The 23915-nt window shown below is 62.1% G+C and carries 28 protein-coding genes and 2 pseudogenes; 19 read left to right on the top strand and 11 right to left on the bottom strand.

The annotated features are described in order from the left end of the window. Window positions 1-249 precede the first annotated feature (249 nt). Window positions 250-636 (bottom strand): MerR family transcriptional regulator, encoded by a 387-nt coding sequence (locus H7A76_RS16355; RefSeq protein WP_185699450.1) that lies wholly within the window; start codon window positions 634-636, stop codon window positions 250-252. A 73-nt stretch (window positions 637-709) separates the two neighbouring features. Between H7A76_RS16355 and H7A76_RS16350 the strand changes: the two genes are divergently transcribed. The 4 genes from H7A76_RS16350 to H7A76_RS16335 all read left to right on the top strand — a co-directional run bounded on the left by H7A76_RS16350 (window position 710) and on the right by H7A76_RS16335 (window position 4828). Continuing rightward, window positions 710-1774, top strand: coding sequence for an SDR family oxidoreductase (locus H7A76_RS16350; protein WP_185699449.1), 1065 nt, complete (start codon window positions 710-712; stop codon window positions 1772-1774). Window positions 1775-1898: 124 nt separating this feature from the next. Next, complete coding sequence (locus H7A76_RS16345) at window positions 1899-2840, top strand: chromate resistance protein ChrB domain-containing protein (protein ID WP_185699448.1); 942 nt, start codon at window positions 1899-1901, stop codon at window positions 2838-2840. Then, the gene (gene chrA, locus H7A76_RS16340; RefSeq protein WP_185699447.1) at window positions 2833-4197 is read left to right on the top strand and encodes a chromate efflux transporter; all 1365 of its coding nucleotides are present in this window, start codon (window positions 2833-2835) and stop codon (window positions 4195-4197) included. The genes H7A76_RS16345 and chrA overlap by 8 nt, the downstream gene beginning before the upstream one ends. Before the next feature lie 181 nt (window positions 4198-4378). After that, on the top strand, window positions 4379-4828 hold the full coding sequence (locus H7A76_RS16335) for a GNAT family N-acetyltransferase (RefSeq protein WP_185699446.1): 450 nt from the start codon (window positions 4379-4381) through the stop codon (window positions 4826-4828). Window positions 4829-5127: 299 nt separating this feature from the next. On the opposite strand, the gene H7A76_RS16330 is transcribed toward H7A76_RS16335, so the two are convergent. The 3 genes and pseudogenes from H7A76_RS16330 to H7A76_RS32820 form a co-directional block, all read right to left on the bottom strand. Beyond that, on the bottom strand, window positions 5128-5562 hold the full coding sequence (locus H7A76_RS16330) for a GNAT family N-acetyltransferase (RefSeq protein ID WP_185699445.1): 435 nt from the start codon (window positions 5560-5562) through the stop codon (window positions 5128-5130). A 25-nt stretch (window positions 5563-5587) separates the two neighbouring features. Beyond that, window positions 5588-5713: pseudogene (locus H7A76_RS32825) on the bottom strand (transposase domain-containing protein); the annotation flags it as partial. Window positions 5714-5716: 3 nt separating this feature from the next. Further along, window positions 5717-5788 (bottom strand): annotated as a pseudogene (locus H7A76_RS32820) (hypothetical protein); the annotation flags it as partial. A gap of 442 nt (window positions 5789-6230) precedes the next feature. Between H7A76_RS32820 and H7A76_RS16320 the strand changes: the two are divergent. From H7A76_RS16320 to H7A76_RS16310, 3 genes are all read left to right on the top strand, one after another. Beyond that, entirely contained in the window at window positions 6231-6890 is a 660-nt protein-coding gene (locus H7A76_RS16320; RefSeq protein WP_185699443.1) for a carbonic anhydrase, read from the top strand. Window positions 6891-6954: 64 nt separating this feature from the next. After that, complete coding sequence (locus tag H7A76_RS16315; RefSeq protein WP_185699442.1) at window positions 6955-7272, top strand: hypothetical protein; 318 nt, start codon at window positions 6955-6957, stop codon at window positions 7270-7272. Between the two features lie 351 nt (window positions 7273-7623). After that, the gene (locus H7A76_RS16310; protein ID WP_022639183.1) at window positions 7624-8133 is read left to right on the top strand and encodes a ProQ/FinO family protein; all 510 of its coding nucleotides are present in this window, start codon (window positions 7624-7626) and stop codon (window positions 8131-8133) included. Window positions 8134-8383: 250 nt separating this feature from the next. Here the strand turns inward: H7A76_RS16310 and H7A76_RS16305 are convergent, their stop codons facing one another. Beyond that, entirely contained in the window at window positions 8384-9394 is a 1011-nt protein-coding gene (locus tag H7A76_RS16305) for an AraC family transcriptional regulator (RefSeq protein WP_185699441.1), read from the bottom strand. 169 nt (window positions 9395-9563) lie between these two features. On the opposite strand from H7A76_RS16305, the gene H7A76_RS16300 reads away from it, so the two are divergent. From H7A76_RS16300 to H7A76_RS16280, 6 genes are all read left to right on the top strand, one after another. Beyond that, on the top strand, window positions 9564-10406 hold the full coding sequence (locus tag H7A76_RS16300) for an SDR family NAD(P)-dependent oxidoreductase (RefSeq protein WP_185699440.1): 843 nt from the start codon (window positions 9564-9566) through the stop codon (window positions 10404-10406). Between the two features lie 136 nt (window positions 10407-10542). After that, window positions 10543-11487, top strand: a complete 945-nt coding sequence (locus H7A76_RS16295; RefSeq protein ID WP_260497989.1) for an alpha/beta hydrolase — start codon at window positions 10543-10545, stop codon at window positions 11485-11487. 47 nt (window positions 11488-11534) lie between these two features. Further along, window positions 11535-12047: an SDR family NAD(P)-dependent oxidoreductase gene (locus tag H7A76_RS16290; protein ID WP_260497988.1), complete on the top strand. Its 513-nt coding sequence runs from the start codon at window positions 11535-11537 to the stop codon at window positions 12045-12047. Then, window positions 12047-12310 carry a hypothetical protein gene (locus tag H7A76_RS32360; RefSeq protein ID WP_260497987.1) on the top strand — a complete coding sequence of 88 codons (264 nt, stop codon included), beginning with the start codon at window positions 12047-12049 and terminating at the stop codon, window positions 12308-12310. The genes H7A76_RS16290 and H7A76_RS32360 overlap by 1 nt, the downstream gene beginning before the upstream one ends. 125 nt (window positions 12311-12435) lie before the next feature. Then, window positions 12436-13302, top strand: coding sequence for an SDR family NAD(P)-dependent oxidoreductase (locus H7A76_RS16285; RefSeq protein WP_185699439.1), 867 nt, complete (start codon window positions 12436-12438; stop codon window positions 13300-13302). A gap of 82 nt (window positions 13303-13384) precedes the next feature. Continuing rightward, window positions 13385-14491, top strand: coding sequence for a YheT family hydrolase (locus H7A76_RS16280; protein ID WP_185699438.1), 1107 nt, complete (start codon window positions 13385-13387; stop codon window positions 14489-14491). A 266-nt stretch (window positions 14492-14757) separates the two neighbouring features. Here the strand turns inward: H7A76_RS16280 and H7A76_RS16275 are convergent, their stop codons facing one another. After that, entirely contained in the window at window positions 14758-15672 is a 915-nt protein-coding gene (locus H7A76_RS16275; RefSeq protein ID WP_185699437.1) for a LysR family transcriptional regulator, read from the bottom strand. A 137-nt stretch (window positions 15673-15809) separates the two neighbouring features. Here H7A76_RS16275 and H7A76_RS16270 point away from each other — a divergent pair, with 137 nt between their 5' ends. Both H7A76_RS16270 and H7A76_RS16265 read left to right on the top strand, forming a co-directional pair. Then, complete coding sequence (locus tag H7A76_RS16270) at window positions 15810-16754, top strand: alpha/beta hydrolase (protein ID WP_221775247.1); 945 nt, start codon at window positions 15810-15812, stop codon at window positions 16752-16754. Between the two features lie 230 nt (window positions 16755-16984). Beyond that, window positions 16985-17692 carry a haloacid dehalogenase type II gene (locus tag H7A76_RS16265; protein WP_185699436.1) on the top strand — a complete coding sequence of 236 codons (708 nt, stop codon included), beginning with the start codon at window positions 16985-16987 and terminating at the stop codon, window positions 17690-17692. Window positions 17693-17709: 17 nt separating this feature from the next. On the opposite strand, the gene H7A76_RS16260 is transcribed toward H7A76_RS16265, so the two are convergent. The 3 genes from H7A76_RS16260 to H7A76_RS16250 form a co-directional block, all read right to left on the bottom strand. Beyond that, entirely contained in the window at window positions 17710-18267 is a 558-nt protein-coding gene (locus H7A76_RS16260) for a hypothetical protein (protein ID WP_185699435.1), read from the bottom strand. Between the two features lie 145 nt (window positions 18268-18412). Beyond that, window positions 18413-18622 (bottom strand): hypothetical protein, encoded by a 210-nt coding sequence (locus tag H7A76_RS16255; protein ID WP_185699434.1) that lies wholly within the window; start codon window positions 18620-18622, stop codon window positions 18413-18415. A 75-nt stretch (window positions 18623-18697) separates the two neighbouring features. Continuing rightward, on the bottom strand, window positions 18698-19000 hold the full coding sequence (locus H7A76_RS16250) for a hypothetical protein (protein WP_185699433.1): 303 nt from the start codon (window positions 18998-19000) through the stop codon (window positions 18698-18700). A 164-nt stretch (window positions 19001-19164) separates the two neighbouring features. Here H7A76_RS16250 and H7A76_RS16245 point away from each other — a divergent pair, with 164 nt between their 5' ends. Both H7A76_RS16245 and H7A76_RS16240 read left to right on the top strand, forming a co-directional pair. Then, window positions 19165-19530: a hypothetical protein gene (locus H7A76_RS16245; RefSeq protein WP_185699432.1), complete on the top strand. Its 366-nt coding sequence runs from the start codon at window positions 19165-19167 to the stop codon at window positions 19528-19530. A gap of 9 nt (window positions 19531-19539) precedes the next feature. Next, complete coding sequence (locus H7A76_RS16240) at window positions 19540-21033, top strand: UbiD family decarboxylase (protein ID WP_221775252.1); 1494 nt, start codon at window positions 19540-19542, stop codon at window positions 21031-21033. Window positions 21034-21116: 83 nt separating this feature from the next. On the opposite strand, the gene H7A76_RS16235 is transcribed toward H7A76_RS16240, so the two are convergent. After that, the gene (locus H7A76_RS16235; RefSeq protein ID WP_185699430.1) at window positions 21117-22154 is read right to left on the bottom strand and encodes a PAS domain-containing protein; all 1038 of its coding nucleotides are present in this window, start codon (window positions 22152-22154) and stop codon (window positions 21117-21119) included. A 279-nt stretch (window positions 22155-22433) separates the two neighbouring features. Here H7A76_RS16235 and H7A76_RS16230 point away from each other — a divergent pair, with 279 nt between their 5' ends. Further along, window positions 22434-22868, top strand: coding sequence for a hypothetical protein (locus H7A76_RS16230; protein ID WP_185699429.1), 435 nt, complete (start codon window positions 22434-22436; stop codon window positions 22866-22868). Between the two features lie 87 nt (window positions 22869-22955). After that, on the top strand, window positions 22956-23303 hold the full coding sequence (locus tag H7A76_RS16225; protein WP_185699428.1) for a ribonuclease E inhibitor RraB: 348 nt from the start codon (window positions 22956-22958) through the stop codon (window positions 23301-23303). Window positions 23304-23522: 219 nt separating this feature from the next. Here H7A76_RS16225 and H7A76_RS16220 read toward each other — a convergent pair whose 3' ends face one another. Beyond that, on the bottom strand, window positions 23523-23903 hold the full coding sequence (locus H7A76_RS16220) for a hypothetical protein (protein WP_185699427.1): 381 nt from the start codon (window positions 23901-23903) through the stop codon (window positions 23523-23525). Between the last annotated feature and the right edge of the window lie 12 nt (window positions 23904-23915).

Genomic DNA, 23915 nt, shown 5'->3' with positions numbered 1-23915 from the left:
CTGCAATTGCTTGGACAGGGCGCAGCAGCTCGAGGTTTGGCAAGCCGGTAATGACCCGCTTCGTTCCCGCCACGATCTCGACGAACAGAAGAGAAGGTTAGACAAGCGCAGGTGTTTTCACACGGCCTGGACCCAAAGCAGACATGCGGCAGCGGTAGTATCGGCCCGCGGGCTGCTCGATTTCCGGCCAGGCCTGTGACGACCTACAAGAAATTCGGGTTTTAGCAGCACGTGGTCGACAAGGCGGTCTCATGGACTCGGAGGCGGAGCAACAATTTGCCCGAGGGCAATGGCGCTGGCTTCAAGCTTCGCACGCTCTGCGTCCAGGAAAACATACGTGGCTTGCAGGGTGGTTATCTTCGTTTGGATTTCGGCCATCTTGCTGGCGACCAAGGCTGCACCTTGGGCGCAATTGATCGTATTACCCCGCTTGGCCGCAAGGATTTCTCCAATCTCAGCGAGTGAAAAGCCCACATCCTGCGCGCTCTGAATGAAGGCCAGATCGCCAACGGTCTGCTCGCTGTAGGTGCGGTAGTTGTTGGCCTGACGATGGGCCGTTATAAGCCCGAGCTGTTCGTAATAGCGCAATGCATGGCGGCCGATGCCACTTCGACGCTCCAGCTCTCCAATATTCACAGTAAAAATTCCTTGACTATAGAGTTGACTCTATACCTTGGCCTGCGCCGATCATTCAAACAAGGAGTCAGGCATGAGTGCGGAATGCTTCGTTACAGGCGGCAGTGGATTTGTGGGGCAACATTTGCTGGCCCATCTTACTGCGGCGGGGCACAAAACCTGGGTGCTTATGCGCAACCCAGAAAACATCAACCGTCTCAGAGAGCAGGTGGGTCGCTTGGGCGGTGATCCTGCCTATGTCCACGCTGTTGAAGGCGATATTAGCAGGGAGGGGCTTGGACTGAGCGAGGCCGCCACGCAATGCCTGGCTTCGGTCTCTGTGGTTTTTCACCTCGCTGCGCAATTCTCCTGGGGGCTGACCATGGACGCCGCGCGTGCAGTGAACGTACAAGGGGCGCTGAGAGTCGCCAGGCTTGCGGCGAGCCAGCGCATCCGATTGCTGATGGTGGGCGGCTTCATGCTGCAAAACCTTAGTCACCTGGCCAATATCGGGGTGGATCATGAGTGCCCTGAAAACACCGACTGGCCCGCAGTCTACAGCCGTGTTGGTGGCTATGAAGGCAGCAAGCTCGAGTCCCATTTCGCAGTCATCCGTTATATGCAGGAAGCGAATGCGGACTACACGATCGTTCATCCTGCCACGGTGTGCGGCCACAGCGAGAGCGGGCACATCCTGGAGGGACAGCCTCTGGCCGAACTCATCCGCAATCTGGCCCAAGGCCGGTTCAAGGCCGTCCCCGGTTCCGCTAGGCACTGGCTGCCATTGGTCAGTGTCGATTACCTCGTGACAATGATTATCTGCGTGGCGTTCGACCCTTCGATGGCCAACCGGCAGGTCCTGGCTCTCTATGACGGCACACCGAACCTACAGGGGATGCTGGAGCAGATGGCAACAACGCTGCAAGTCAAGGCGCCCCGCCGCTATGTAGCAATGAGGTTGCTTCGGTGGCTTTTGATGATTCCCGGCCTGGCATCCCGATTCGGGATCAGTGCTGAGTCATTGGATTTCATTCAGACGCAACGCTTTGACATGAGCGCTAGCAAGCAGCTTGAAAGGAAGTATCAGTTCGCTCATCCCGACATGACGCGAACGTTGGAAATGACAGTGCGCTACGTCAAGGAATACTTGCGCGATTAAGGTCATCCAGTCAGGCATTCTTTGACGATGCGGCGTTCTATTCAGTTGGCTTGATGAGCATTTTTGCTTTTGGCTAAAGTCAAACTAATGTAGAAGAGGATACATTTTATGTTGAGTTCTCTACATGATTGGTTGGTCATTGCTGATTCTCGGCTTGCCGACGGCTAATGCCACTGAACGGATGCGCGCCTGGAGGACCCTGAAAGCCTCTGGTGCCGCAGTACTGCGCGATGGCGTGTATTTGCTTCCGGAACAAGGCGCTGGACGCGAGATGCTTGAAACGGTGAAGCGCGATGTGCTGGCTATCAACGGCACGGCGTATCTCTTGTCCTTGTCTGAGAGTGAAGAGCGCTTCAGTGAGCTGTTCGACAGAAGCGATGAGTACACCAAGTTGATGGAGGACATTGCAGGGCGCAGGGCCAAGCTATCGTCAGACAACGCGCTGCAGGCAGCACGGCAGGTGCGTAAGCTCAGAAAGTCCTTCGACCAGTTGGCAGCCATCGATTTCTTTCCCGGCTTGCTCAAAGCCCAAGCCGACTCGGCACTTCAGGAGTTTGAGGCGGCCATCAGCCGTGCACTGTCTTACGATGAGCCCCATGCATGCGACGAGGCCATTGATCGGCTGGAGAGCAGCGACTATCAGGGGCGCCGATGGGCGACCCGAAAGCGTCCCTGGGTGGATCGGTTGGCATGCGCCTGGCTGATTCGCCGCTTCATCGATGCCGATGCGCAATTCATTTGGCTGGACAGCCCCAACGACTGCCCAAGCAATGCGCTCGGCTTCGATTTCGATGGTGCCCGGTTCAGCCACGTCGGCCAGCGAGTGTCCTTCGAAACCCTTATCGAGAGCTTTGCCGTTCAGCAGCCGGGCCTTTCCCGGTTGGCCGCTGTCGTCCATTACTTGGATGTAGGTGGAAGCCAGCCTTGCGAGGCGCCAGGCATCGAGCGTGTCTTAGCGGGCATGAGAGAAAGCATTGGCGACGACGATCAACTGACAATAGTCGCCGGGGGCATCTTCGACAGCTTGCTGACGGCTTTCGCACACGAGGAAACCCCACATGGTTGAGACCCCCTCCGGAGTAAGCGAACAGCCACTCGCTGCTCAGAAGCCGATTGGCTTGTTTGAAGCGTTTCTGTTCTGGCTCAAGCTGGGCTTTATCAGCTTTGGCGGGCCCGCCGGGCAAATCTCGATCATGCATCAAGAGCTGGTTGAGCGCCGACGCTGGATCAGCGAGAAGCGATTCCTGCACGCGCTGAACTACTGCATGTTATTGCCGGGCCCTGAAGCTCAGCAGCTAGCCACCTACATCGGGTGGCTCATGCACCGCTCCTGGGGGGGCGTGATTGCCGGTGTGCTGTTCGTGTTGCCTTCGCTGTTCATCCTGATTGGCTTGTCCTGGATCTACGTCGCCTTTGGCGAGGTGCCGGTAGTCGCGGGGATCTTCTATGGCATCAAGCCGGCGGTTACGGCCATTGTCGTACACGCTGCCCACCGGATTGGTTCGCGTGCGCTGAAGAATGGCTGGCTATGGACCATGGCCGCGGCGTCGTTCGTAGCCATTTTCGCCCTCAACGTGCCTTTCCCGCTGATCGTGCTGGTTGCCGGTATCGTCGGCTATATGGGGGGGCGTTTCGTGCCCGGTAAATTCATGATTGGTGGCGGTCATGGGACGACCAAGAGCAGCTATGGTCCGGCCCTGATCGACGACGACACGCCAGCGCCTGAGCATGCGCGTTTTCGAGTAGCGCATTTGCTGCGCCTGGTCCTGATCGGCGCAATGCTCTGGGCCTTGCCGATGGGGCTGCTGACGCTTGCGTTTGGCTGGAATGGCCCCCTGACGCAAATGGGCTGGTTCTTCACCAAGGCTGCACTGTTGACCTTTGGAGGAGCGTACGCCGTGCTGCCCTATGTCTACCAGGGCGCTGTCGGGCATTATGGCTGGCTAACGCCAGCCCAGATGATCGATGGCCTCGCCCTGGGGGAAACCACGCCAGGACCACTGATCATGGTGGTAGCCTTCGTCGGTTTCGTCGGTGGTTACATGCAGCCGATGTTGGGTACGGAACACCCCTTCCTTGCCGGCGCAGTCGCGGCAAGCCTCGTCACCTGGTTCACCTTCCTGCCGTCCTTCCTTTTCATCCTGGTCGGTGGCCCTTTGGTGGAGTCGACCCACAATGAGATTAAATTTACCGGACCGCTGACGGGGATCACGGCCGCCGTGGTAGGGGTGATCCTCAACCTTGCCATGTTCTTCGGCTATCACGTGCTCTGGCCAGAGGGTTTCAGCGGGGTGTTCGACTGGCCTTGCGCGCTGATCGCGGTTGCGGCTGCCGTGGCCCTGTTCCGTTTTAAGCGAGGTGTGATCCAGGTGTTGGTTGCCTGCGCCGTAGTGGGCCTGGTAGTCCATATGATGCGTGCTTGACACCGAGAGGTATCTGCTCAGCAGGGCTACACGACCTATACCGCATGGCATGAGAGGTTCGATGCGAGCCAGGACGATACCTGTCGCGCATGTCGGTATCTGTTCGCCGAGGCGTTGCTAGGTATCGCAAGGTCAAGTGCCCTAGTATAGAAGCACTCTACTCACGCCACGGACGACGAATATGCAGATACGTAAGATGACTCACGAAGACCTGCCGAGCGCTAATGCCCTGTGCCTGGAGGCTTTCATGATGGCGGTTGCACCCTCGCTGTCGGCGCAGGGCGTGGAAACCTTCTCAAAGGTAGCCGCACAGGAAGCGTTTGCCGAACGAATGGCAAGTAACAGCCTAATGCTGGTTTGTGTCGCAGAGGGAACTCTGGTTGGGCTGATCGAGTTAAAGGAAGGGTGTCATGTGGCGATGCTGTTCGTTGCCCCCCTTTGGCAGCGCCGTGGTGTTGGCAAGCGCTTGGTGAGTGCAGCTCTCGAGCAGGCCGGAGCCAATGTGATAACAGTCAGAGCGTCGCTGTCTTCAGTGGCCGCTTACGAACGATACGGTTTTACATTGTCAGGAGAGGTGGGTGAGTTTGCCGGACTGATCTTTCAGCCTATGGAGAGGCGGCTGGCCATTTGAAAGATCGCTTTTTCTCTACTTGATATCCGCTACAGCGCCGATGTAATTAAGGTTGGAATATAAGTGGTTATTATCTGATATAGCGTAACCGTGCGGGCAAGTCGCCTACCAATCTCCAGCTTCAAGGGCGATGGTGTCCGCGTATTTTTAAGTGGACGCGATCGCCCTTATTTCCAGGATTTCATCCGCCGCCTAAGCCCTTTCGCCAAACCATTCATAGCCTGTATCGTCCAGGAGCACCTGCAACTGGAGCGATGCTTTGTAATCGTCGGCCTGTACCACCTCCTGTGTTCGTAACATCAAGATGTGTGACCGGTAGGCCTAGGTGGGATACTGTAAGCCATACCTACAGAATGTGGTGCCGTTTGAATAAAACCAAACTGTGCGTAAAGGTCTTGTGCTTGGCCATCCGCGATAAGGCTGACATACCCACTTTCAGGAACGTTGGCTTGGATGTATTTCATGATTTCCGCCATGATTCGTTTCCCTAAGCCTTTTCCTTGATGCGCGGGAAGGACGGCTATATCCACAACTTGGAAGAAGCATCCTCCGTCACCGATCACGCGCCCCATTCCCACGGGTAGAGTCCCATATAGGATTTGAACGGCGAAGAGGGTATTGGGCAGACCTCGTACAGAGGCTTCATCTGTCTTGCCGCTAAGGCCGGAGCCCGTCCGTAGTGCTTGGTAAGTCTGCACTGACGGCAGCTTGAGCAAACATGAATATGAAGTCATTCGAACCACCGTTCTACAAGAATTCTCAAGAGCAATGACATATGTGCGTCCATTTATGCGGCAATAACTGATCAATTTCAAATGCTCGCTGCGTAGGAAGCCGCGTCACCACGTCCTTGAAATAAACATAGGGGTCGAGTCCATTCAGGCGGCGCGCCACCAACCCGATACCAATGACGTCATGTACCAGTACTTTCATCCGATTGGCGCGGCGGTTGGCGAACAGATAAGCGCAGTGCGGCTTCGCTGCACCGAATCGATCATACGGACAAGGGCTGTTTCGATGCCAGCGCGCATATCCATGGGCTCGGTGGCGAGCCAGATGGGGTCGATGCGGATCATTGGGAGCGACTGCGGATGAAGCGAGCGCAACCGTCCGGGTCGGAGATCGGCCAGTTCACAGTGACTGTTCGCTGCCCGGAAGAAATATCGATGCGGGCTATATCCTGCTCAGCTGACATCGCCACAGCGATCTCAAGCTTCAACGGTATAAATGCAGGCAAGGCAGAAGCCTGCCGGTCACGATAGACAGGTATCCTCCGCGATGGCTATGCCTCGATACCTATCTACAGCCAGCGCGCGACGTCTGCAATAATGACGAGCACTGCGGCGCGATGGCCTATCGAGTGCTTTGCGCCAACATCTGGTATTTGGGTTCGGAGGACTCCATGCGTGACATCATCGACGGCTTTCTGCGCTTTCAGCGCGAGGTTTATCCGCAACGCATCGAGCTTTTCAAGCAGCTCGCGACGACACAGAACCCCAAGGCGTTGTTCGTCACCTGCTCGGACAGTCGTGTCGTACCTGAGCTCCTCACGCAGCGTGAGCCGGGCGAACTGTTCGTTATTCGCAACGCCGGCAACATCGTGCCGTCCTATGGTCCCGAGCCGGGCGGCGTTTCGGCCACTGTCGAATATGCAGTTGCAGTACTTGGGGTGCAGGACATCGTGATCTGTGGCCACTCGGACTGCGGAGCCATGGGTGCGATTTCACGCTGCACGTGCCTGGATCATCTTCCGGCGGTCGCCAACTGGCTACGCCACGCGGACGCCGCAAAAGCGATCAACGCGGCCCATGAGTTCGACACACCCAGCGCGAAGCTCGATGGCCTAGTGCGTGAGAACGTGATCGCACAACTGGCGAACCTGCGTACGCATCCATCCGTGGCACTGGCGCTCGAGCAGGGGCGCATGAACTTGCACGGCTGGGTCTACGACATCGAAGCGGGTGGAATCGATGCGCTTGATGGCGCGACGCGCAAGTTCGTACCACTTGCCGATTCGCCGACCACCGTTGCGATCTCTGCTCGAAATGGCAGACAGATGTAATGGCGACAAACGAGTGAGGAGTACGTTGTAGGTGTGGCTCTGCCAATAAAGCCAGCGAAGTGGCATGGCCGCTATTGGCGGCTTCTCGCCAGACGGGATCCATTCATGGCTCGATACCCTTGATGACAATGACCTGAGCTGGTCCAGCACCATGGTCCTGGTGTCGATGGGCCCCCTAGTCGGCTTGGTGCCTGGCGAAGAATGGATCAACCGTTTTCGGCGTACCGATGCGCAGATCGCCAGGTCGTTCGCGCGAATCATCTTTCTTTGCGACCATCGCCAGGATATCGCCGGCCTGCAGACACCAGCGCTCATCGCGCACTATTGCGACGAGACCCTGTGGCGCTGTAACCCAGGTGCTCTGCCATGGGTTGGGATATGACCAGGCCTGCCTGGGTGAATATCCCTTCGAACAACTGCTGACGCTCGGCAGCCGGCTGTCCAGCGCATCCACCGGACCCTGTTGAGAAGATGCAGGGTTCGCTAGCCGAGCTGAAGCAGGCCGATGAGCGTGTTGGCCCGTTGTCTCTCTTCGAGCAGGAGTCGCTCCTTGCCGGCGCCAGGTACTTTCGCCATTGCGGGCGATGGCCCAGAAGGTGGGCATGAGAACCGAGTTCTTGAGGCCAGCTGCCGCTCGGAATGCAATGTTGATTTCGTTGTTGGTTTAGGCTGCTCCAAACGACTGCTTGGGGTAATCTTGCGCCACGAATCAACCATGAAGCTGAAATGAACGATGGGTTTTGAGCAACTAGCTGAGCTACGTGACCGCCTGCGGGCTGAACAACAGCAGGTAAAAACTGAAAGCAGCAAACAGGGTAAGCGCAAGCCTGCGCCGCACACCAAGCCCCGTGAGCAAGATCCTGCGGTAGAGGCCATCTGGCGATTGCAGAAGCACTTTCCATTGGCCTTTCCGGTCAATCCGGCGCCCAAGGTTCCGCTCAAGGAGGGCATCTTCAAGGATGCCGAGCAGCACCTGGAACTGCTCGGCCTGACCAGCGAGCAGCTCAAGCTGGGTATCGCTACCTGGTGCAAGGGCAGTCGCTACTGGACCTGCATGACCCAGGATGCGCCGCGGCTCGACCTGGATGGCCAGGCTGCTGGTACGGTCACCGCCTCCCAGGCGCTGCATGCCAGGCAGCAGGCCTCACGCCAGCGTGGGCAGGCGCGACGCAAGCAGTCCAAGCCCAAGGAACGTCCCCAGGAGCAGGGGACAGAGGACGCCACGGAACAAGTCGTGGGCTGAAGCCTCTCTGGGCCTCGCTCGTACGGCCACGGCCTTGAGCTTTCGGCACGCTGCCCGCAATGGGCAGCGTGATGCCGGTTGGCCGAGGGTGAAAGCGCTTGATGGCAGATGAGCGCTATACCGGTATTTCCATGAATCGCTGGGTACGTCAGCGACCCCGGGCCTACCTTTCATGCCTGGCCTGTGTCGTCAGGCGAAGGGCCCGGACGCGAATGCCCGGGCTGCCTTGAAGCAAGGGCCGGCATTCTTCCTAGGAGCGCTGGTTCTGCCGGGCTTCAAGCGGCGTTTGCCCACTCCACTCCTTGAATGCCCGGGTGAAGGCGCTGTGCTCCGAATACCCCAGGAGCATGGCGATATCGACGATCTGCAGGCGCGGGTCGCGCAGGTATGACAAGGCCAGTTCATGGCGGACCAGGTTCAGTTCGCCGCGAAAAGTGGTGCCGGTCTCTTGCAGGCGCCGTTGCAGGGTCCGCGGGGAGAGACGAAGCCGGGCCCCGATTCGCTCGATGCTTGGTTCACCCTCGTGCAGCTCCCTGGCAATGGTCTTGCGTACCTGCTCCACCATCTCGTCCTGCTGTGGCAGTTGTGCCAGGAGCCGGTCCGCATGCTGTTCCAGCAATGTGATCAGCGCCGGGTCAGGGCTTTTCAGCGGCATCGCCAGCACATCCGGGGCAAAGCGCATCACCGCTTGCGCCTGGGCAAAACGCACGGGGCAGCCAAAGAATTCTTCATAAGGGCCAGGGTTAGTGGGACCTTGATGATTGAAGTCGATCTGGATCGGATCGACCACGCCAACGACCAGGTCGCGGCAGAACTGGACCATCGCCACGATTCCCGTTTCATTGACCAAGGGACCGGGCTGGTACTCGCTGGTGTCCCAGACGATTTCCACCCAGCCCTGTCCTTCACGGCGGTACATCGGCAGGACATCGAACACCAGGCGCAGATAACGCTCCAGGCGCGCCAGGGCCGCTTCGAGGGTGTTGCAGGCCAGGAGCACCGAACCGAGCACTCCAAAGTGTCGGGCGCTGATCGTCCGGCCCAGGTGGATGCCCAGCAGCGGATCGCCCAACTGCCGCGCAGCCATGGCCAGCATATGTTCCCAGTGCTCGACGTCGACTCCTCCGGCGCCGTTCGGATCCGGCTGCGGCCAAGGTTCTTCGAGCACTGAAACCGGATCGTGTCCCTGGGCTTTCAGGTAGTCGTAAAGCAGTTGCACGTAGGTTTCTGGAACCACGCGCCGGTGCAGTGGCTGGCTCATGCGAGCTCTCGATTGTTGTTTGGCGCAAAGTGTCAAGCCGTGCGGCGGGTAGCGTCAAGCCGTTCTTTGGGGAGTGGTCAAGAATGCCCATACACGCTGCTTCGAGCGCGATGCGCTGCTGCACAGAGTGCTTGCCCACCCCTCCCCGAGACTTGCTGAAGGTGCTGCCATGAACAACTACGACCTCAAAGGCCGCGTGATCGCCATCACCGGCGCCACAGGAGGACTGGGTAGAGCCGCGGCCCAGGCGCTGCGGGGCAGGGGGGCCAAGCTGGCATTGCTGGACCTGGATCTTGAGGTCCTGGATAAACAGGCCGCGACCTTGGGTAAGCCCGATGAGGTGGCGGGCTGGGTCGCTGACGTGCGCTCGCTGCATAGCCTGGAGACGGCCCTGGCGGCCGTTGCGCAGCACTTCGGGGGAGTCGACGTGGTGGTGGCGGCCGCCGGCGTGGCTACCCAGGAAAGCATGGAGTCCATGAGCCCGGAGGTTTTCGAGCGGACTATCGATATCAACCTCAACGGCGTGTGGCGGACCTTCCGCGCGGCGCTTCCCCATGTGAGGAAACGCCAGGGTTACTTGTTGGCCGTCTCGTCCATGGCTGCCTTCGTGCATTCGCCGCTGAACGCCCATTACTGCGCCAGCAAGGCTGGCGTCTGGGCCATGTGCGACAGCATTCGCCTGGAGTTGGCGCAGTTGCGGGTAGGGGTCGGGTCTCTTCACCCGACGTTCTTCATGACACCCATGATGGATGCCGCGCTCCAGGGGCGTTGCAGTGCGCTGGTCTGGAACAACCACCAGGGGCTCTGGAAATTGGTGTCGCTGGAGCAGGTGGTCGCGGCGCTGGTCGACTGCATCGAGCGTCGGCGCGACACGGTCACCGTGCCGGGGAGCAACAGCCTGGTGGCCAAGGCGCCCGGGCTGCTACGGCGGATCATCGAGCGCATTGGCTTCGACCCTGACCGCGTCGCCAAGGCTGTCAGAGAGCAGGCCAATCCCCCGGAGGCAGGCTAACCGCACGCGCCTGCCGGGCCGCAGCCCACTGTGTTGTTGGCGTGAACTGATAAGCGGCCCGGCGGATAGCGTCAAGCAGGGCCGTTTTACCTTGCCAACAATGCAATCACGCCAGCTATTCCAACGGAAGCGAACCATGAGCGATATCAGTGAATCCCCGGTCTCGACAACGCTGCACTTCTACTCCAATGCCACTCGCTGCGTAGCCGACTTCTATCGGCCGGCAGGTGCCGGCCCGTTCCCTGTGGTGGTGATGGGCCACGGGCTGGGCGGCACCCGGGGAATGCGTATTCCTGCTTTCGCTCAACGCTTCGTGGCGGCCGGGTACGCCTGCCTGGCCTTTGATTACCGGCACTTTGGCGACAGCGATGGCGAGCTTCGCCAATTGCTGGATATCAAGCGCCAGCTGGAGGATTGGCATGCCGCGCTTGCCCACGCTCGAAGCCTTGCGCAGGTGGACCCGGAGCGTGTGGCGATCTGGGGCACCTCCTTTGGTGGCGGGCATGTGCTGACGATCGCCGCCGAGGACCCGCGGGTGGCCGCAGTGATTTCCCAGTGCCCCTTCACCGATGGCCTGGCCTCCAGTCTCGTCACCCAGCCGCTGGTGTCCATCAAGCTCACCGCGCTGGCGGTGCTGGACCGCCTCGGCGCGATGCTCGGTGCCAGGCCGGTGATGGCCGCGCTCGCCGGCCAGCCGGGTGAGACGGCGTTCATGACTTCGCCCGATAGCTGGGGCGGGTACCACGGGCTGATCGCTCCCGGTGCCAGCAATCGCAACGAAATCGCCGCACGCTTCGCCCTGGACATCATCCGCTACTACCCCGGGCGCCGGACTCCCGCGATTCAAGCTCCCGTGCTGTTCAGCGTTTGCGACCCCGATAGCGTGGCTCCGGCCAAGGCGACCCTGCGACACGCCGGGCGCGCTCCGCATCACGAAATCAAGCGTTATCCCTACGGCCACTTCGCTATCTATGTCGGCAAGCCGTTCGAGGAAGTGGTGGCCGACCAGGTCGACTTCCTCCTGCGCACGGTCCCGGTGGCGCCAAAGAGCAATGAGCCTGAGCGGCGCTCCCTTGGATAACGCGGCCTGTGCACTCCCTGCATCCAAGACTCGCTAGGAAAGCAACCATGACCCGTTACGTACTCAGAGATCGCGTCATCGCCATCACCGGCGCCACCGGCGGCCTTGGCAGGGCCGCTGCCATCGCGCTGCGCGGGAAGGGGGCCAAGCTGGTCCTGTTGGACCTGGACCGCGACAGCCTCAATGCCCTGGCAATCGATCTGGGCGGTCCCGGCGTTGCCGCTGGCTGGGTGGCCGACGCGTGTTCGCTGCAGAGTCTGGAGGCGGCGCTCAAGCATGCGGCAGGGCATTTTGGCGGCATCGATGTGGTGATCGCCGGGGCGGGCATCGGCTCTCCCGAATCGCTGGAGTCCATGGAACCCGCCGCCTTCGACCGGGTTGTCGATATCAACCTCAACGGCGTCTGGCGCACCTTCCGTGCCGCTCTGCCGTATGTAAAGGCGCGCCAGGGTTACCTGCTGGCCATCTCCTCGATGGCGGCGTTAGCATTCGCCTGGAGCTCAAGCCCCAGGGCGTCGGGGTGGGGAGTTTTCATCCGACGTTCTTCCAGACGCCGATGATGGAGGCGGTCATCGATCATCCGTGCAGCGCCCTGGTGTGGAACAACCACCGGGGCATCTGGAAGTTCGTGGCGCTGGACCAGGTGGTTGCTTCCCTCGTCGACTGCATCGAGCGCCGGCGTGACCTGGTCACGGTGCCGAGCAGCAACGGCATGGTCGCCAAAACATGCGGTCTGCTGCGGCGCTTGATCGAGCGGATCGGCTTCGAGCCAAGCAAGGTGGCTGAAGCGGTACGACTCACGAACACCCGCAAGACGTCCTGAGCACCGCAGGCCGGCGCTGTCCCGTGGGTCATGACCTCGATGGCGGGGCGGGGTACTGGCTGGCAGCCAGGTCGTAGGCAAGGCGGCGCGGCAGTTTCCCGACCCAACAACAAGAGACAGACAGCATGAACTACGACCTTCACGGCAAAGTTGTCCTGATCACCGGTGCGGCCGGCGGCATCGGCTCCGCCACCGCCCGGGAGCTGTATGTGCACGGCGCCAACCTGGTGCTGACCGATACCCGGCAGGAGGCGGTGGACCTGTTGGCCCAGGAGTTCGATGGCCAACGAGTGCTGGCCCTGGAGCTGGACGTGACCGACAGCGCGGCGTCCAGGCAGGTGGTACACCAGGCTGTGGAACGCTTTGGCCATCTGGATGTGGCCTTCGCCAACGCCGGCATTTCCTGGAAGGGTACGCCGGCGACCTTGCGCACCTGCGATGAGGATGAGTTCCGGCGCATCGTCGAAGTGGACCTGTTCGGCGTGTGGCATACGGTGCGCGCGGCATTGCCGGAAGTCGTGCGCAACCGCGGGCAGATCCTGGTCACTTCGTCGACCTACGCCTATCTCAATGGCATGGCCAATGCGCCCTACGCCTTGTCCAAGGCGGCGGTGGAGTCGCTGACTCGCTCGCTGCGCGCCGAGTTGGGCAGTACCGGCGCCACTGCCAGCGTGCTCTATCCGGGCTGGGTGAATACCGCCATCGCCAAGGTTGCCTTCGGTGGCAACGCCATCGCCACCAAGATGAACGAAATCGGGGTTGCGCCGTTCTTGAACCAGCCGGTGGGACCGGAAGTGATCGGCCGTGGCGTGGTGCGCGGACTGCGCAAGCGCCAGCCGCGTATCACCGCGCCTTTTCGCTGGGCGCCCATTTCGATCATGCGCGGCATCTTCAATGTGTTCACGGATTGGCATGTTGCGCGCGAACCTCGCCTGCAGCGCTTGCTCCTGCAACTAGAAGAAGAGGTGGTGCGCAATCGGCCCCGGGGCTGAAGCCAGGTATTGACGTGGGGCCGGGTCTTGGCCAGCGTAGCGACCTGAACCTGTGTTGCACATTTTGATCGAGGGACTCTGGATGTCGATTTGGATCAGCACCTGTGCCGTGCTGGCTGTCGGGCTGGGTGCGTACTATCTGTTCACGGCCGCACGCAGGCCACAGTTGATCTACCAGCCCAACCCGCAGAACCAGGCGCTGATTGCCCAAGTACCGCGCTTGAGCCGACGCTTCTGGGCCACGCCCTGGTTGTTCAACGGTCACCTGCAACTGCTTGGGCTGGGGTTGAAGAAGGTCCTGGCTGCGCGCCTGAGCTACGAGCATGTCGATACCTTGCGCATGGCCGATGGCGGCACCACCGCGCTGCACTGGCTTGGCTGCGATCTGCCGGAGCAGGTCCCGACCCTGGTGGTGCTGCATACCATCACCGGCTCGCCACACAGCATGCGTGGCTTCGTCCGTGATCTTAGGCGGCTCACCGGCTGGCGCGTGGTGCTATGCGAGCGTCGCGGCCACGGCCAGTTGCCGCTGACCAGCCCGCGTTTCAACACCATGGGTGATACCGCCGATCTGCGCGAACAACTGCGGCTGATCGCCGAGCGCTACCCGCAATCGGCGCTGTACGCTGCCGGCATCTCCGCCGGCACCGGCTTGCTGATCCGCTACCTGGGCGAGCAGGGCGCCGATACGCCGTTGCGGGGCGCCTTCGCCTATTGCCCGGGCTACGACATCCGCGTGGCTTTCGGCCGTGCACGTGCGCCCTATACCCGCTTGATGGCCAGGAAACTGGTGCGCCAGTTCGTGGCCCCCAATCGCCAGGCGCTGGCGCACTTGCCCAGCCTGGCGGCCCTGGAGGGTGCGCAGAGCCTGGATGAGTTCCACCGGCACCTGTACGAGTGCGCGGGTTATCCCACCCAGCAAGCCTTCCTCGAGGCCTGCAACCCGATGCTGGTGATGGAGACCGTGACCATCCCGCTGCTGGTGCTCAACGCCGAGGATGATCCGGTCTGCGTACTGGGTAACGTGCGCGATCACCAGAACGCCCTGTCACGCATGCCCAGGACGTTGTTGGCCGTTACCCGGCGAGGCAGCCACTGCGCTTATCTCGCAGGCTTTACGGCGCGTTCATGGGCGCATCACCTGGCGGCCGATTTCCTGCGGGCGGTGCATGGGCAACCCCGCCCCTGATCAGCTCCCGCTTCGTTCAAATGTGCAGCGCCGGGCCTGTGGCCGCGCCATGTCGCGGCCACAGGCCGGTATGGGCAAGCACGCAGCCGCACATGCCGATGACGATTCCCGGGCGCCGGAGCAAGTCCACTCCGATGCCGTGCGGGCCATCTTGGGTGGCGCCATGCGCATCAGCGTGAACCATTGGAAGTCCCATGTGCCTGGCGGCCCACAGCAGGGCCTTCAAGCGCATCAATGGTCAGCCGCCGGGAGCCATTCGGCACACCTCAGGTCGATAACGCTGTGGCCTGTGGTTTGTGGCGCAATGCCTCGAGCAGCAGGGTAAAGGCTGCCGATGGGTGACGGCGGCTGGGGTAGTACAGGTAATAGGGTTCGAATGTCTTGCGCCATTGCGGCAGCACTTCGACGAGCTGCCCGCTCTCCAGGGCATCACTGACGTAGGCCAGGGGCAGGTACGCCAGGCCCAGGCCGTGCAAGGCAGCTTCGCGCGCCGAGGCGATGCTGTTGCTGATGAACTGGCCCTCGACCCGGACCCGTTGCTCCTGGCCCGTCTTGGCGAACACCCAGGCGAAGTGCTCGCCATGGGTGGGCAGGCGCAGATTGATGCAGGCGTGGTCGGTCAGGTCTCGCGGCTGCTGCGGCGCTTGGCGCTGCGCGAGGTAGGCGGGCGAGCCCACCACGCTCATCGGGTGCGGTGCACTGATGTTCACCGCAATCATGTCCTTGGCCACCAACCCGCCCCGGCGCACACCGGCATCGTAGCGGCCACTGATGATATCGGTCAGGCCGTAGTCGACGGTGAGTTCGACGTTGATATCCGGGTATTGCGGCAGGAAGTGCCTGAGCGCCGGTTGCAGCACGCTGTGCACCGCGTATTCATCGGCACTGATGCGGATGGTGCCCGAGGGCTTGTCCCGCAGCTCGGTGACTTTCTCCAGCCCCGCGTGGATCTGGCCCACCGCCGGCCCGATGAGCAGCAGCAAGCGCTCGCCGGCCGGCGTCACCGATACGCTGCGGGTGGTGCGAGCGAACAGTGGCAAGCCGAGGCTTTCCTCCAGCCCGCGGACGACTTGGCTCAGGGCCGATTGCGAAATGCCCAGCCGCGCGGCTGCGCGGGTGAAGCTGGCTTCTTCCGCTACCGCGAGGAAAGCTTCCAGGTCTCGAAGTCGATGCCCTTGCATTTATCAAGCCTGCTTATGACTGAATGCTGATTCTGAAGGATTATCAATAGACCGCTCAAGGCCTAACCTGCAGGGCACACGGCAACTGCCGAAGCAGGCATAACCCCGGTTGTCATCATCAATGCAAGGATCCGGTCATGAGCCACACGATTGAAACCGTCCAGTTCCGCAACCCAGGCATGGCCTGGCACATCGCCGCGGACCTGCACTTCCCACCCCAGTTCGACAGCGACAAGCAGTATCCGGCCATCATCAGCGCGCACCCCATCGGCAGTTGCAAGGAGCAGACCTCCGGCAATTTGTATGGCGCTGCTCTGGCCAAGGCGGGGTTCGTGGTGATTGCGTTCGACGCCAGCTACCAGGGCGCCAGCGGTGGCGAGCCGCGTTTGGTCGAGGACCCGGGGCAGCGCGTGGAAGACTTTCGCCAGGTGGTCGATTACCTGGTGACGCTGCCCTATGTCGATGCCGATCGTATCGGCGTGCTGGGCATTTGCGGTGGCGGCGGCTATGCCATCAGTGCGGTCAAGTCCGAACGGCGGATCAGGGCGGTGGCGAGCATCACCGGGGTCAATTTCGGACGCCTGAGCCGTGAGGGTTTTGGCGGCTACGATCCAATCGCTACGCTGGAAGCCATCGCGGCGCAGCGCACCGCCGAGGCCCGGGGTGGCCAAGGGCGGGTGGACGATGTGCTGCCGCCATCGGTAGCGGCGGCCAAGCAAGTCGGAATCAACGACATCGATGTTCTCGAAGCCACCGATTACTACAAGACTGCACGGGGCTGTGCCGAGCATGGCCCCACCAGCTTCCTGTTTTCGCGTCGCGCGGCGGCGGTGGACTGGGACGCCTTCCACCTCGCCGAAGTGCTGTTGACCCAACCTTTGCTGCTGGTGATCGGTGACAGGCCCGGAGGCTTCGGGGCCTATCGTGACGGCCAGGAGCTCTATGGCCGCGCGGCCTCCAGAGACAAGGAACTGCTGGTCTTGCCCAATACCTCGCACTACGAGCTGTACGACCAGCCTGAAGCGACGGCAAGGGCGTTGGCCAGGGTAGTGCCGTTCTTCCGGGCACACCTGGCAGCTTGAGGGCGTTGCGCCTCGCGCTGGAAACCAGCAGGTTCCTTGCGGGTGAAGGGCTGTGGGCACGCTATGTCACAAGCACCGTTGCTATGCTTGCTGCGCCCCGGCTGGAGCGTGCTGCGGCCGGCCAAGGCCGCAACCGCCGCAGGGGCGTGCGTGTCGTCCGGCCTTGGAGCCACAAGTGCCCTGCGGCCAGGGCGTGGGAGGTTCGATCGCTCGCATGGAGGGAATAGGTGATGAGTTCGCTGCAAGCCTTGATTTTCGACGTCCAGGGAACCGTCTGCGATTTTCGCTCGAGCGTGGCCGAACAGGCCCGGCAGGTGGCAGGCGACCGCGGGGCGCACATTGATTGGGGGCGTTTCGTCGATGCCTGGCGGCGCAAGTACCGGCCGGCGCTGGATGGGATTCTTGCCGGTGCGCGGCCCTGGAGTTCGGTGGATCGCCTCTACCGGCAAGCCCTGGATGAGGTGATCGAGGCCCATGGGCTGCAATTCCTGACGCTTGATGAGCGCGAACGGATCAATTTTGCCTGGCAGGCCATCGCGCCCTGGCCCGATGCGGTTGCCGGACTGCGGCGACTGAAGCCGCGTTTCACTTTGGTGACCCTGTCCAATGCCGACGTCAGCGCGGTCATCAACATTTCCCGCAGTGGTGGCTTGCCCTGGGATGCCATTTTCGCCGCCGAGATGGCCGGCACCTTCAAGCCCGACCCACGCACCTACCAGATGGCCCTGCGCTACCTGGGCATCGGCGCCGGGAATGCGATGATGGTCGCCTGCCACAAGTACGATCTGCTGGCCGCCGGCGCCCTGGGGCTCAAGACCGCGTTTGTGGCCAGGCCCTTGGAGTTCGGTCCTGATGGCGATGTCGATACGGCGTTCGATGCAAGGTTCGACATCAACGCCCGGGACTTCCTGGACCTTGCCGATCAGCTCGGGTGCTGAATACGTCCCGTCGTCTTTCACGGTACAGGGTCGAGTATCGTATCCAGGCCAGGGTTCATTGTGCGGTCGGACGGATTGTCTTGCGGCTCCACGAACATCGCCTGGACGGCCTGGACCATCTGCACGTTGGACATCCTGCCGAGCGGCAGCATCCGGTTGTGGTCGCGGTTGCCCGGGGCGCAAACGAACGCGTAGCTGCGTTGGAGCCAATAGGCGGACTGTTGCGGATCGATCCAGCCACGGCTGGTGGTCGCGTCCTTGAAGGCGTAGTCGAGGCGCCGCATGTTCCTGGCGCTGTCCAGGCGCAGCTTGTGTTCCTGGCACTTGTACTGGATCTCGTAGGCCGTCAGTACCGGCATGGCCGGGTCTTCGAAGATCTGCATGATCATGGCCGGCTGCACCCCTTCAGGGGTGTGCAGGATACCGGCGGCATCGGCAATGAACACCTCGTGGCGATAGCGCTCCTGCTTGCCGTGGACTATCCAGTAATCGCCCGCGGTACCGGCCATGGCGCTGGCGCACAGCAGGCTGAGCGCCAGCAGCGAACGCCCGGCGCACGGCAGAGAGTTCGCCATGGGTGGTCCTTCCTTGGTGGTTCTGGTCACGCCCGCATCGGGGCGGCGGGACGGGACTATAGGCGGACCAGGGCAAAGGGGTCGACTAGCGCTGATGGGCTAATGGCGCTCTGCTTTCATGGATCTGGCGGGGAAACAGGCCTGGTCAATGGACCGTGACGGCCCTGCGGCTTTCACCGATGCGGATGCGATCCAGTGCCCGGTTCAGGGCGTCCAGGGCATTGATCAGCGCCTGCGCCTCGGCTTCCCGGCCATCTCCCCAAAGGCGTTCGGCCATCTTGTTGAGGGCCTGGATCGAGCGTTCGATATCGGCGGCGGTGGCGGTATTGGTCCTTGCGGGTGTTTTCCTGGACATTGGCTGAAATCTCTGGAGGTCGTGCTCACGACCAGGGGAACGGTGCAAAGGGTCTGGTGAAGGTGCGGGCGGTGTTCAGCCGCGCGCCGCATCACGGCGGCACTGCAGGGCCGCTGCCTGGAGGCTGGAATCGTCGCCGACATCGATGACGCTCACGCTGTCGCCGCCCAACTCGGCCGTTCGGTTGAAGGCCATGTTCAACGCATCGCCATTGGACGAACCCTTGACGGTGAAGGCCTTGAGCACCTTGCAGGCCTGGGCCGAGGCCGCGGTGACCAGGTTCACCTGGCGCCCGCCCTCGGTCAATTGCGTGGTGCATGCACAGAGCAGGGTCGCCATGACGAGGCCCGGGAGGGCGGTACTGAGGTGGCGCATCATCGAGAGTTCCTATGGGCTGGGCTGTGGCTTTATCTCATTAAACGCCGCCGATGCCTACATCGGCCGTCAGGTGCAAAGAGTCAGGACAGTGCCGCACCGCGCGATGGTGAATGGCGATCGGTTACCCTTGCCAGCCAATCATTGGTTCTTTCAAGGGTATCGGCATGGGGCGCTTCCAGATCTTCAGTCATGGGCAGCTCATTGGCTGGTCCGACCTCGAACAGGGTGACCCGCCCATGGGCGTGGCTTTCGGGCTCTTCGTCCCGGGGCCTGGTTATGCCGCGATCCAGGAGCAGGTCCGGGCTTGCGCCGGGAATGACCAGGGGGCGTTCAGACTGACGGTGCAAGGCGCTGGCCCCCAGCAGATTCGCGCGGCCGGCCTGTGCATTCTCGATTACTCGGCCGAGGCCGGGATCGACGCCATGGAAGTGCATGTGCTGGGCATCGAGTCGCCTACCTATGACGAGCTCTTCCCCGAGCATGTCCTGGCCTACGAGCGCCAGTTCGTCCCATCTACCACAGGGAGTTGAAACATGAGCTTGCATGACTGCGCCGTGGACTTTCGGCACTTCATCGAGGAACTCAGGAGCAGAGGGGATCTGGTCGACGTCACTGTCGAAGTCGACAGCGACATGGAAATGGCCGCGATCACCCGGCGGGTATACGAAGAGCGCTTGCCTGCGCCGCTGTTCCATAACATTGCCGGCAATGCCCTGGGCGCGCGGGTGCTGGGAGCCCCGGCCGGCATGAGCGGCAAGCCGGGCGCCGAGTACGGGCGCCTGGCCCTGCACCTGGGGCTGGCGCAGACCAGCACCGCGCAAGACATCGTCGCCACTATCCGCGCGGCGATGAAGGCCCGGCCCGTGGCCCCGCGCCATGTGCCCGCGGGGCCGGTGCAACAGAACATCTGGCGCGGTGACGAGGTGGACCTGACCCGCTTCGCTGCGCCCTTGCTCCATCAGCAAGATGGTGGACGCTACTTGGGCACCTATGGTTTCCATATCGTCCAGTCGCCGGACCGTACCTGGGACAGTTGGGGCATCGGGCGCCTGATGCTGCTCGACAAGAACCGGCTCACCGGTCCGGCGATCCCCACGCAGCACATCGGCATGATCCGCCAGATGTGGACGCAGCAGGGCAAGGCCACTCCGTGGGCCATGGCCCTGGGCGCACCACCGGCGGCCGTGGCGGTGGCCGGCATGCCGCTGCCGGCCGGGGTGAGCGAGTCCGGGTATGTGGGGGCGCTGATGGGCCAGGGTATCGACCTGGTCCAGACCCAGACCAATGGCCTGTGGGTGCCGGCCCAGGCGGAAATCATCCTCGAGGGCGAGATCAGCCTCAGCGAGACGGCGCTGGAGGGCCCCATGGGCGAGTACCACGGCTACCAGCATCATGTGGGGCACCAACAGCCGGTGTTCCATGTCCATGCCGTGACCTTCCGCGACCGGCCGATCCTGCCGATCTGCGTGGCCGGGTTGCCGCCCGAGGAAAACCACACCATCTGGGGCACCATGATCTCGGCGCAGTTGCTGGAGCTACTGCAACAGGCCGGGCTTCCCGTGGACATGGTGTGGTGCTCGTACGAGGCAGCGAGTTGCTGGGCGGTGATCGCGGTGGACACCGTCGCCCTGGCGGCCCTGCACACCACGACCAGGGCCTTCGCCGACCTGATCGCCCGGACGGTGTTCGACACCCACCCCGGCTACCTGATCCCCAAGCTGATCCTGGTGGGCAACGACATCGATATCACCGATATCGACCAGGTGGTCTGGGCGCTGGCCACGCGCTCGCATCCGGCCCATGACCATTTCAGCTATCCGCAGCAGCGCGAGTTTCCCATGGTGCCTTACCTGAATGAGGCCGACAGGACCCGGGGCAGCGGTGGCAAGGCGGTGATCAATTGCCTGTTTCCCGAGCAGTTCCGCGGGCAGATGCGGGCCGGCACCGCCTCGTTCAAGCATTCGTTCCCGCCGGCGCTGCAGGATCAGGTCAAGCGGCGCTGGGCCGAGTATGGCTACCGCGAGCGCACCTGAGACAGCGACCGTGCCAGGCTCCGGCGAGCACGACCAGGCGGTTCAACCGGGCGGGGGCGATCATGGGCCTTGCATGTCCTGGCTCATCGATCCACCTGTCCGTGGTGCAGCGGCAACCGCAGCCCGACCTGCAGGCCATGGCGGTGCCAGTCTCGGTCGATCAACCCGCCAGCGGAGGCGGCCAGTTGATCGATGAGCTTGGTGCCGTAGCCGTGCCGGGCCGGTGGTGCGCAAATCAGCGGGCCGCCTTGCTCTTGCCAGGCAATACCCAGTGCGCCATCGCCCAGGACCCAGCTGATCTTGATGTGCCCTTGAGGAACGCTGAGGGCCCCATGTTTCACTGAGTTGGTCGCCAGCTCATGGAGAAACAAGGCTAGCAGGTTGGCCAACGGGCCGGGCACGCAGTGCCTGGCACCGCTGAACTGGCATTGTCCACCGAAGGGCTGCAATACCGATTTCATGAAGACTTCCATTTCCACGTTGACCACGTCGCCCGCCTCCATCACCGTGGAGTACGCCCTGGACAGTGCCTGCAATTTGCTGGCGGCGATCCTGGCCAACTGCTCGGTAGAGCCTGAGGCCCGGGATTCCCTGTCAGCCATCAGCATGACCGCGGCAGCCACGGTGAACAGGTTCTTGATCCGGTGCACCATTTCCGCGGACAGCAACTTCTCTCGCTCCAGCGCCTGGTCCAGCTCGCGCTGCAATGAAACCTGCTCGGTCACATCACGGGAAACGCAGACGATGGAACAGATCCGACCATCCCGATCAACGACCGGAGTCAGCAGGTTGTCCCAATGCGTGAGTTGTCCGGTTGCCTGGCTATGGCCGGCAAAGCGGGCCGTCTGGCCTCTGGCGGCCTTTGCCAGTGCTTGGCGAGCGGCCGCCTGCACCGCTGGCGGCAGCAGGGGAATCCAGGCTGTCCCCTCGACCTGGGGTTGTGCAATGCCCAGCGCCAGGCATCCGGCGGCGCTCATGGCCAGCAGGACACCTTCCGGAGTCAGGACCTTGATGCAGTCGCAGGTCGCATCCAGCATTGCGCGTTGCATGTCGAAGGCCGGTGGCTGGCCAGCGGCCGCGAGCAAGCCGGAATCACCTGTCTGGTTATCGTCCTTTCGCATATTTCTAACTACCCAAAGGCCGAAAACAGGGCAAAGACTAAAAGAAATGGCCGAACAACCCTAATGAAAGTTGCCAAACGGCAGTGATGCGCTGCCGCTCTTGGCTCTGGGCTTGTCTAGAGACAGGTTCAGAATTCTGTGCCCGGGCCGATCAAGGTGGGGAGCGTCTCGCTCGGCGCGCCCAAAGCCTTGTGCCAGAGCTGGCGCCGCAGGGATGGCAGCACCCTGCCCGAGGCATCGTGGGGGCTGGCGAACAGAACTTCGACCTACAGGTAAATCATGAATCATCGAGAAAAACTGCTGGAGCGACTCGAGGCGCTGGCGGCGCTGGACGAGGAGCATCTTCCATTGGTAACCCTGGACGAGTATTTCCAGGGTAACGACCAGGAGCAGTCCATCGCCCCTAATCAGTGGGAGTTCGGCCGGCCTTGCCTCGCGCGGATCCACGCGCATTTCAAGGCGCTGGAGCAGCGTCCCGACGTCCAGGGCGTGTATGTGGGCCTGCATCAGGAATGGAGCGAGGCGCTGGAGTCCGATGACTGGCCGGCGGCGGAGAACATCCATATCTATTCCAGTGCGCCACTGGCGGTGGCCGAGCAGTGGATCGAGGGCCTGGAAGCCGATGGCCTCGGCGAGGGCTGGCCCTATGGCAAGCACGCTGGCGCGCCAGAGCCCCGGGCCGGCTACCACGTCTACACCGTGTATTGGGATTGAGCCTAGCGCTCGCGGCGAAGCAATCCGTCTCGCATATGACCAACCCACCACAGGTTGGCAGTCGTTCAACCCAGGTTTGAGTCAGCCATGGAAATCAATAACGCCTCGATCGATGCCACGTATTCGCAGATGCAGCACGAGGGCTGGGATACCTCGAGTCCGTTGAAGTGGGGGTTCTTCTTCATCGCCAAGGCCGAGGAAGAGCTGATGGGGATCTATTCCGAGCTCGTCGATCACGACTATGTCGTCCAGGACGTGCACCAGGACGATGAAGGCGACTGGACGCTGTTCGTCAGCAAGACCGAAGTCCTGGCCGCGGACAAGCTTGCCCGCCGTTGCGGCGCGTTCAATGAGCTGGCCGAAGCCTATGGCGCGTTCTTCGATGGCTGGGATGTGGAGCGACTCCAGGCTGGTGAGGCCGAGCAGGCGCACTGAGCGAGGCGCCGGACGCCGCATCGGGCATGGCGCGAGGAACGCCGGGCGGCACCTTCCACTAGGAGCCCCTGGTGGCCGGACGCGATACAACGAGCCTGGCCTCGGCCCGGGGGCCCTGATGTAGGACCGCAGCGAACCGGGAAGCGTTCTTCGATGCCGATGCGCCCGGCAGGCTAGCTCCTGCTGGTCGATTCACCAGGCAGGGCCCTGCGAACCGGGTCAGGGCTCGGGCCTGAAGACCAGCTTGAGCGGCGACTGCCGGTGATTCCACGCCGGGGGGCCGTACTCGGGATTGAAGCTGGGCAGCCAGGCTCGCAACTCGGTTTCGGAGAGCCATTGCAGTTGCAGCTGGTCTGCCGATTCCTGCCCGCCGAACTGGGCCAGGGCGCTGATGAAGGTATTGCACTTTTCCGATCTCCCGGCCTCCAGCACCGAGACTTGCAGGCTCTGGCCCCAGGTGATGCTGCCTCTTTCGGGACACTGGCGGATTTCGACGTGATACGTGCCGCCGGGCGAGGGCAGGTCGGAGATGAGCTGGTCGGGGCCGCACCCGGCCAGTAGCGCAGGCAGTAGAAGGAGCAGGGCAGTGGTGGTCTTCATCGTCTGTCTCTT

The organism is Pseudomonas sp. MSSRFD41, from assembly GCF_014230245.1.
GTDB classification, from domain to species: domain Bacteria; phylum Pseudomonadota; class Gammaproteobacteria; order Pseudomonadales; family Pseudomonadaceae; genus Aquipseudomonas; species Aquipseudomonas piscis.
This window is presented reverse-complemented; position numbering and strand designations above follow the sequence as displayed.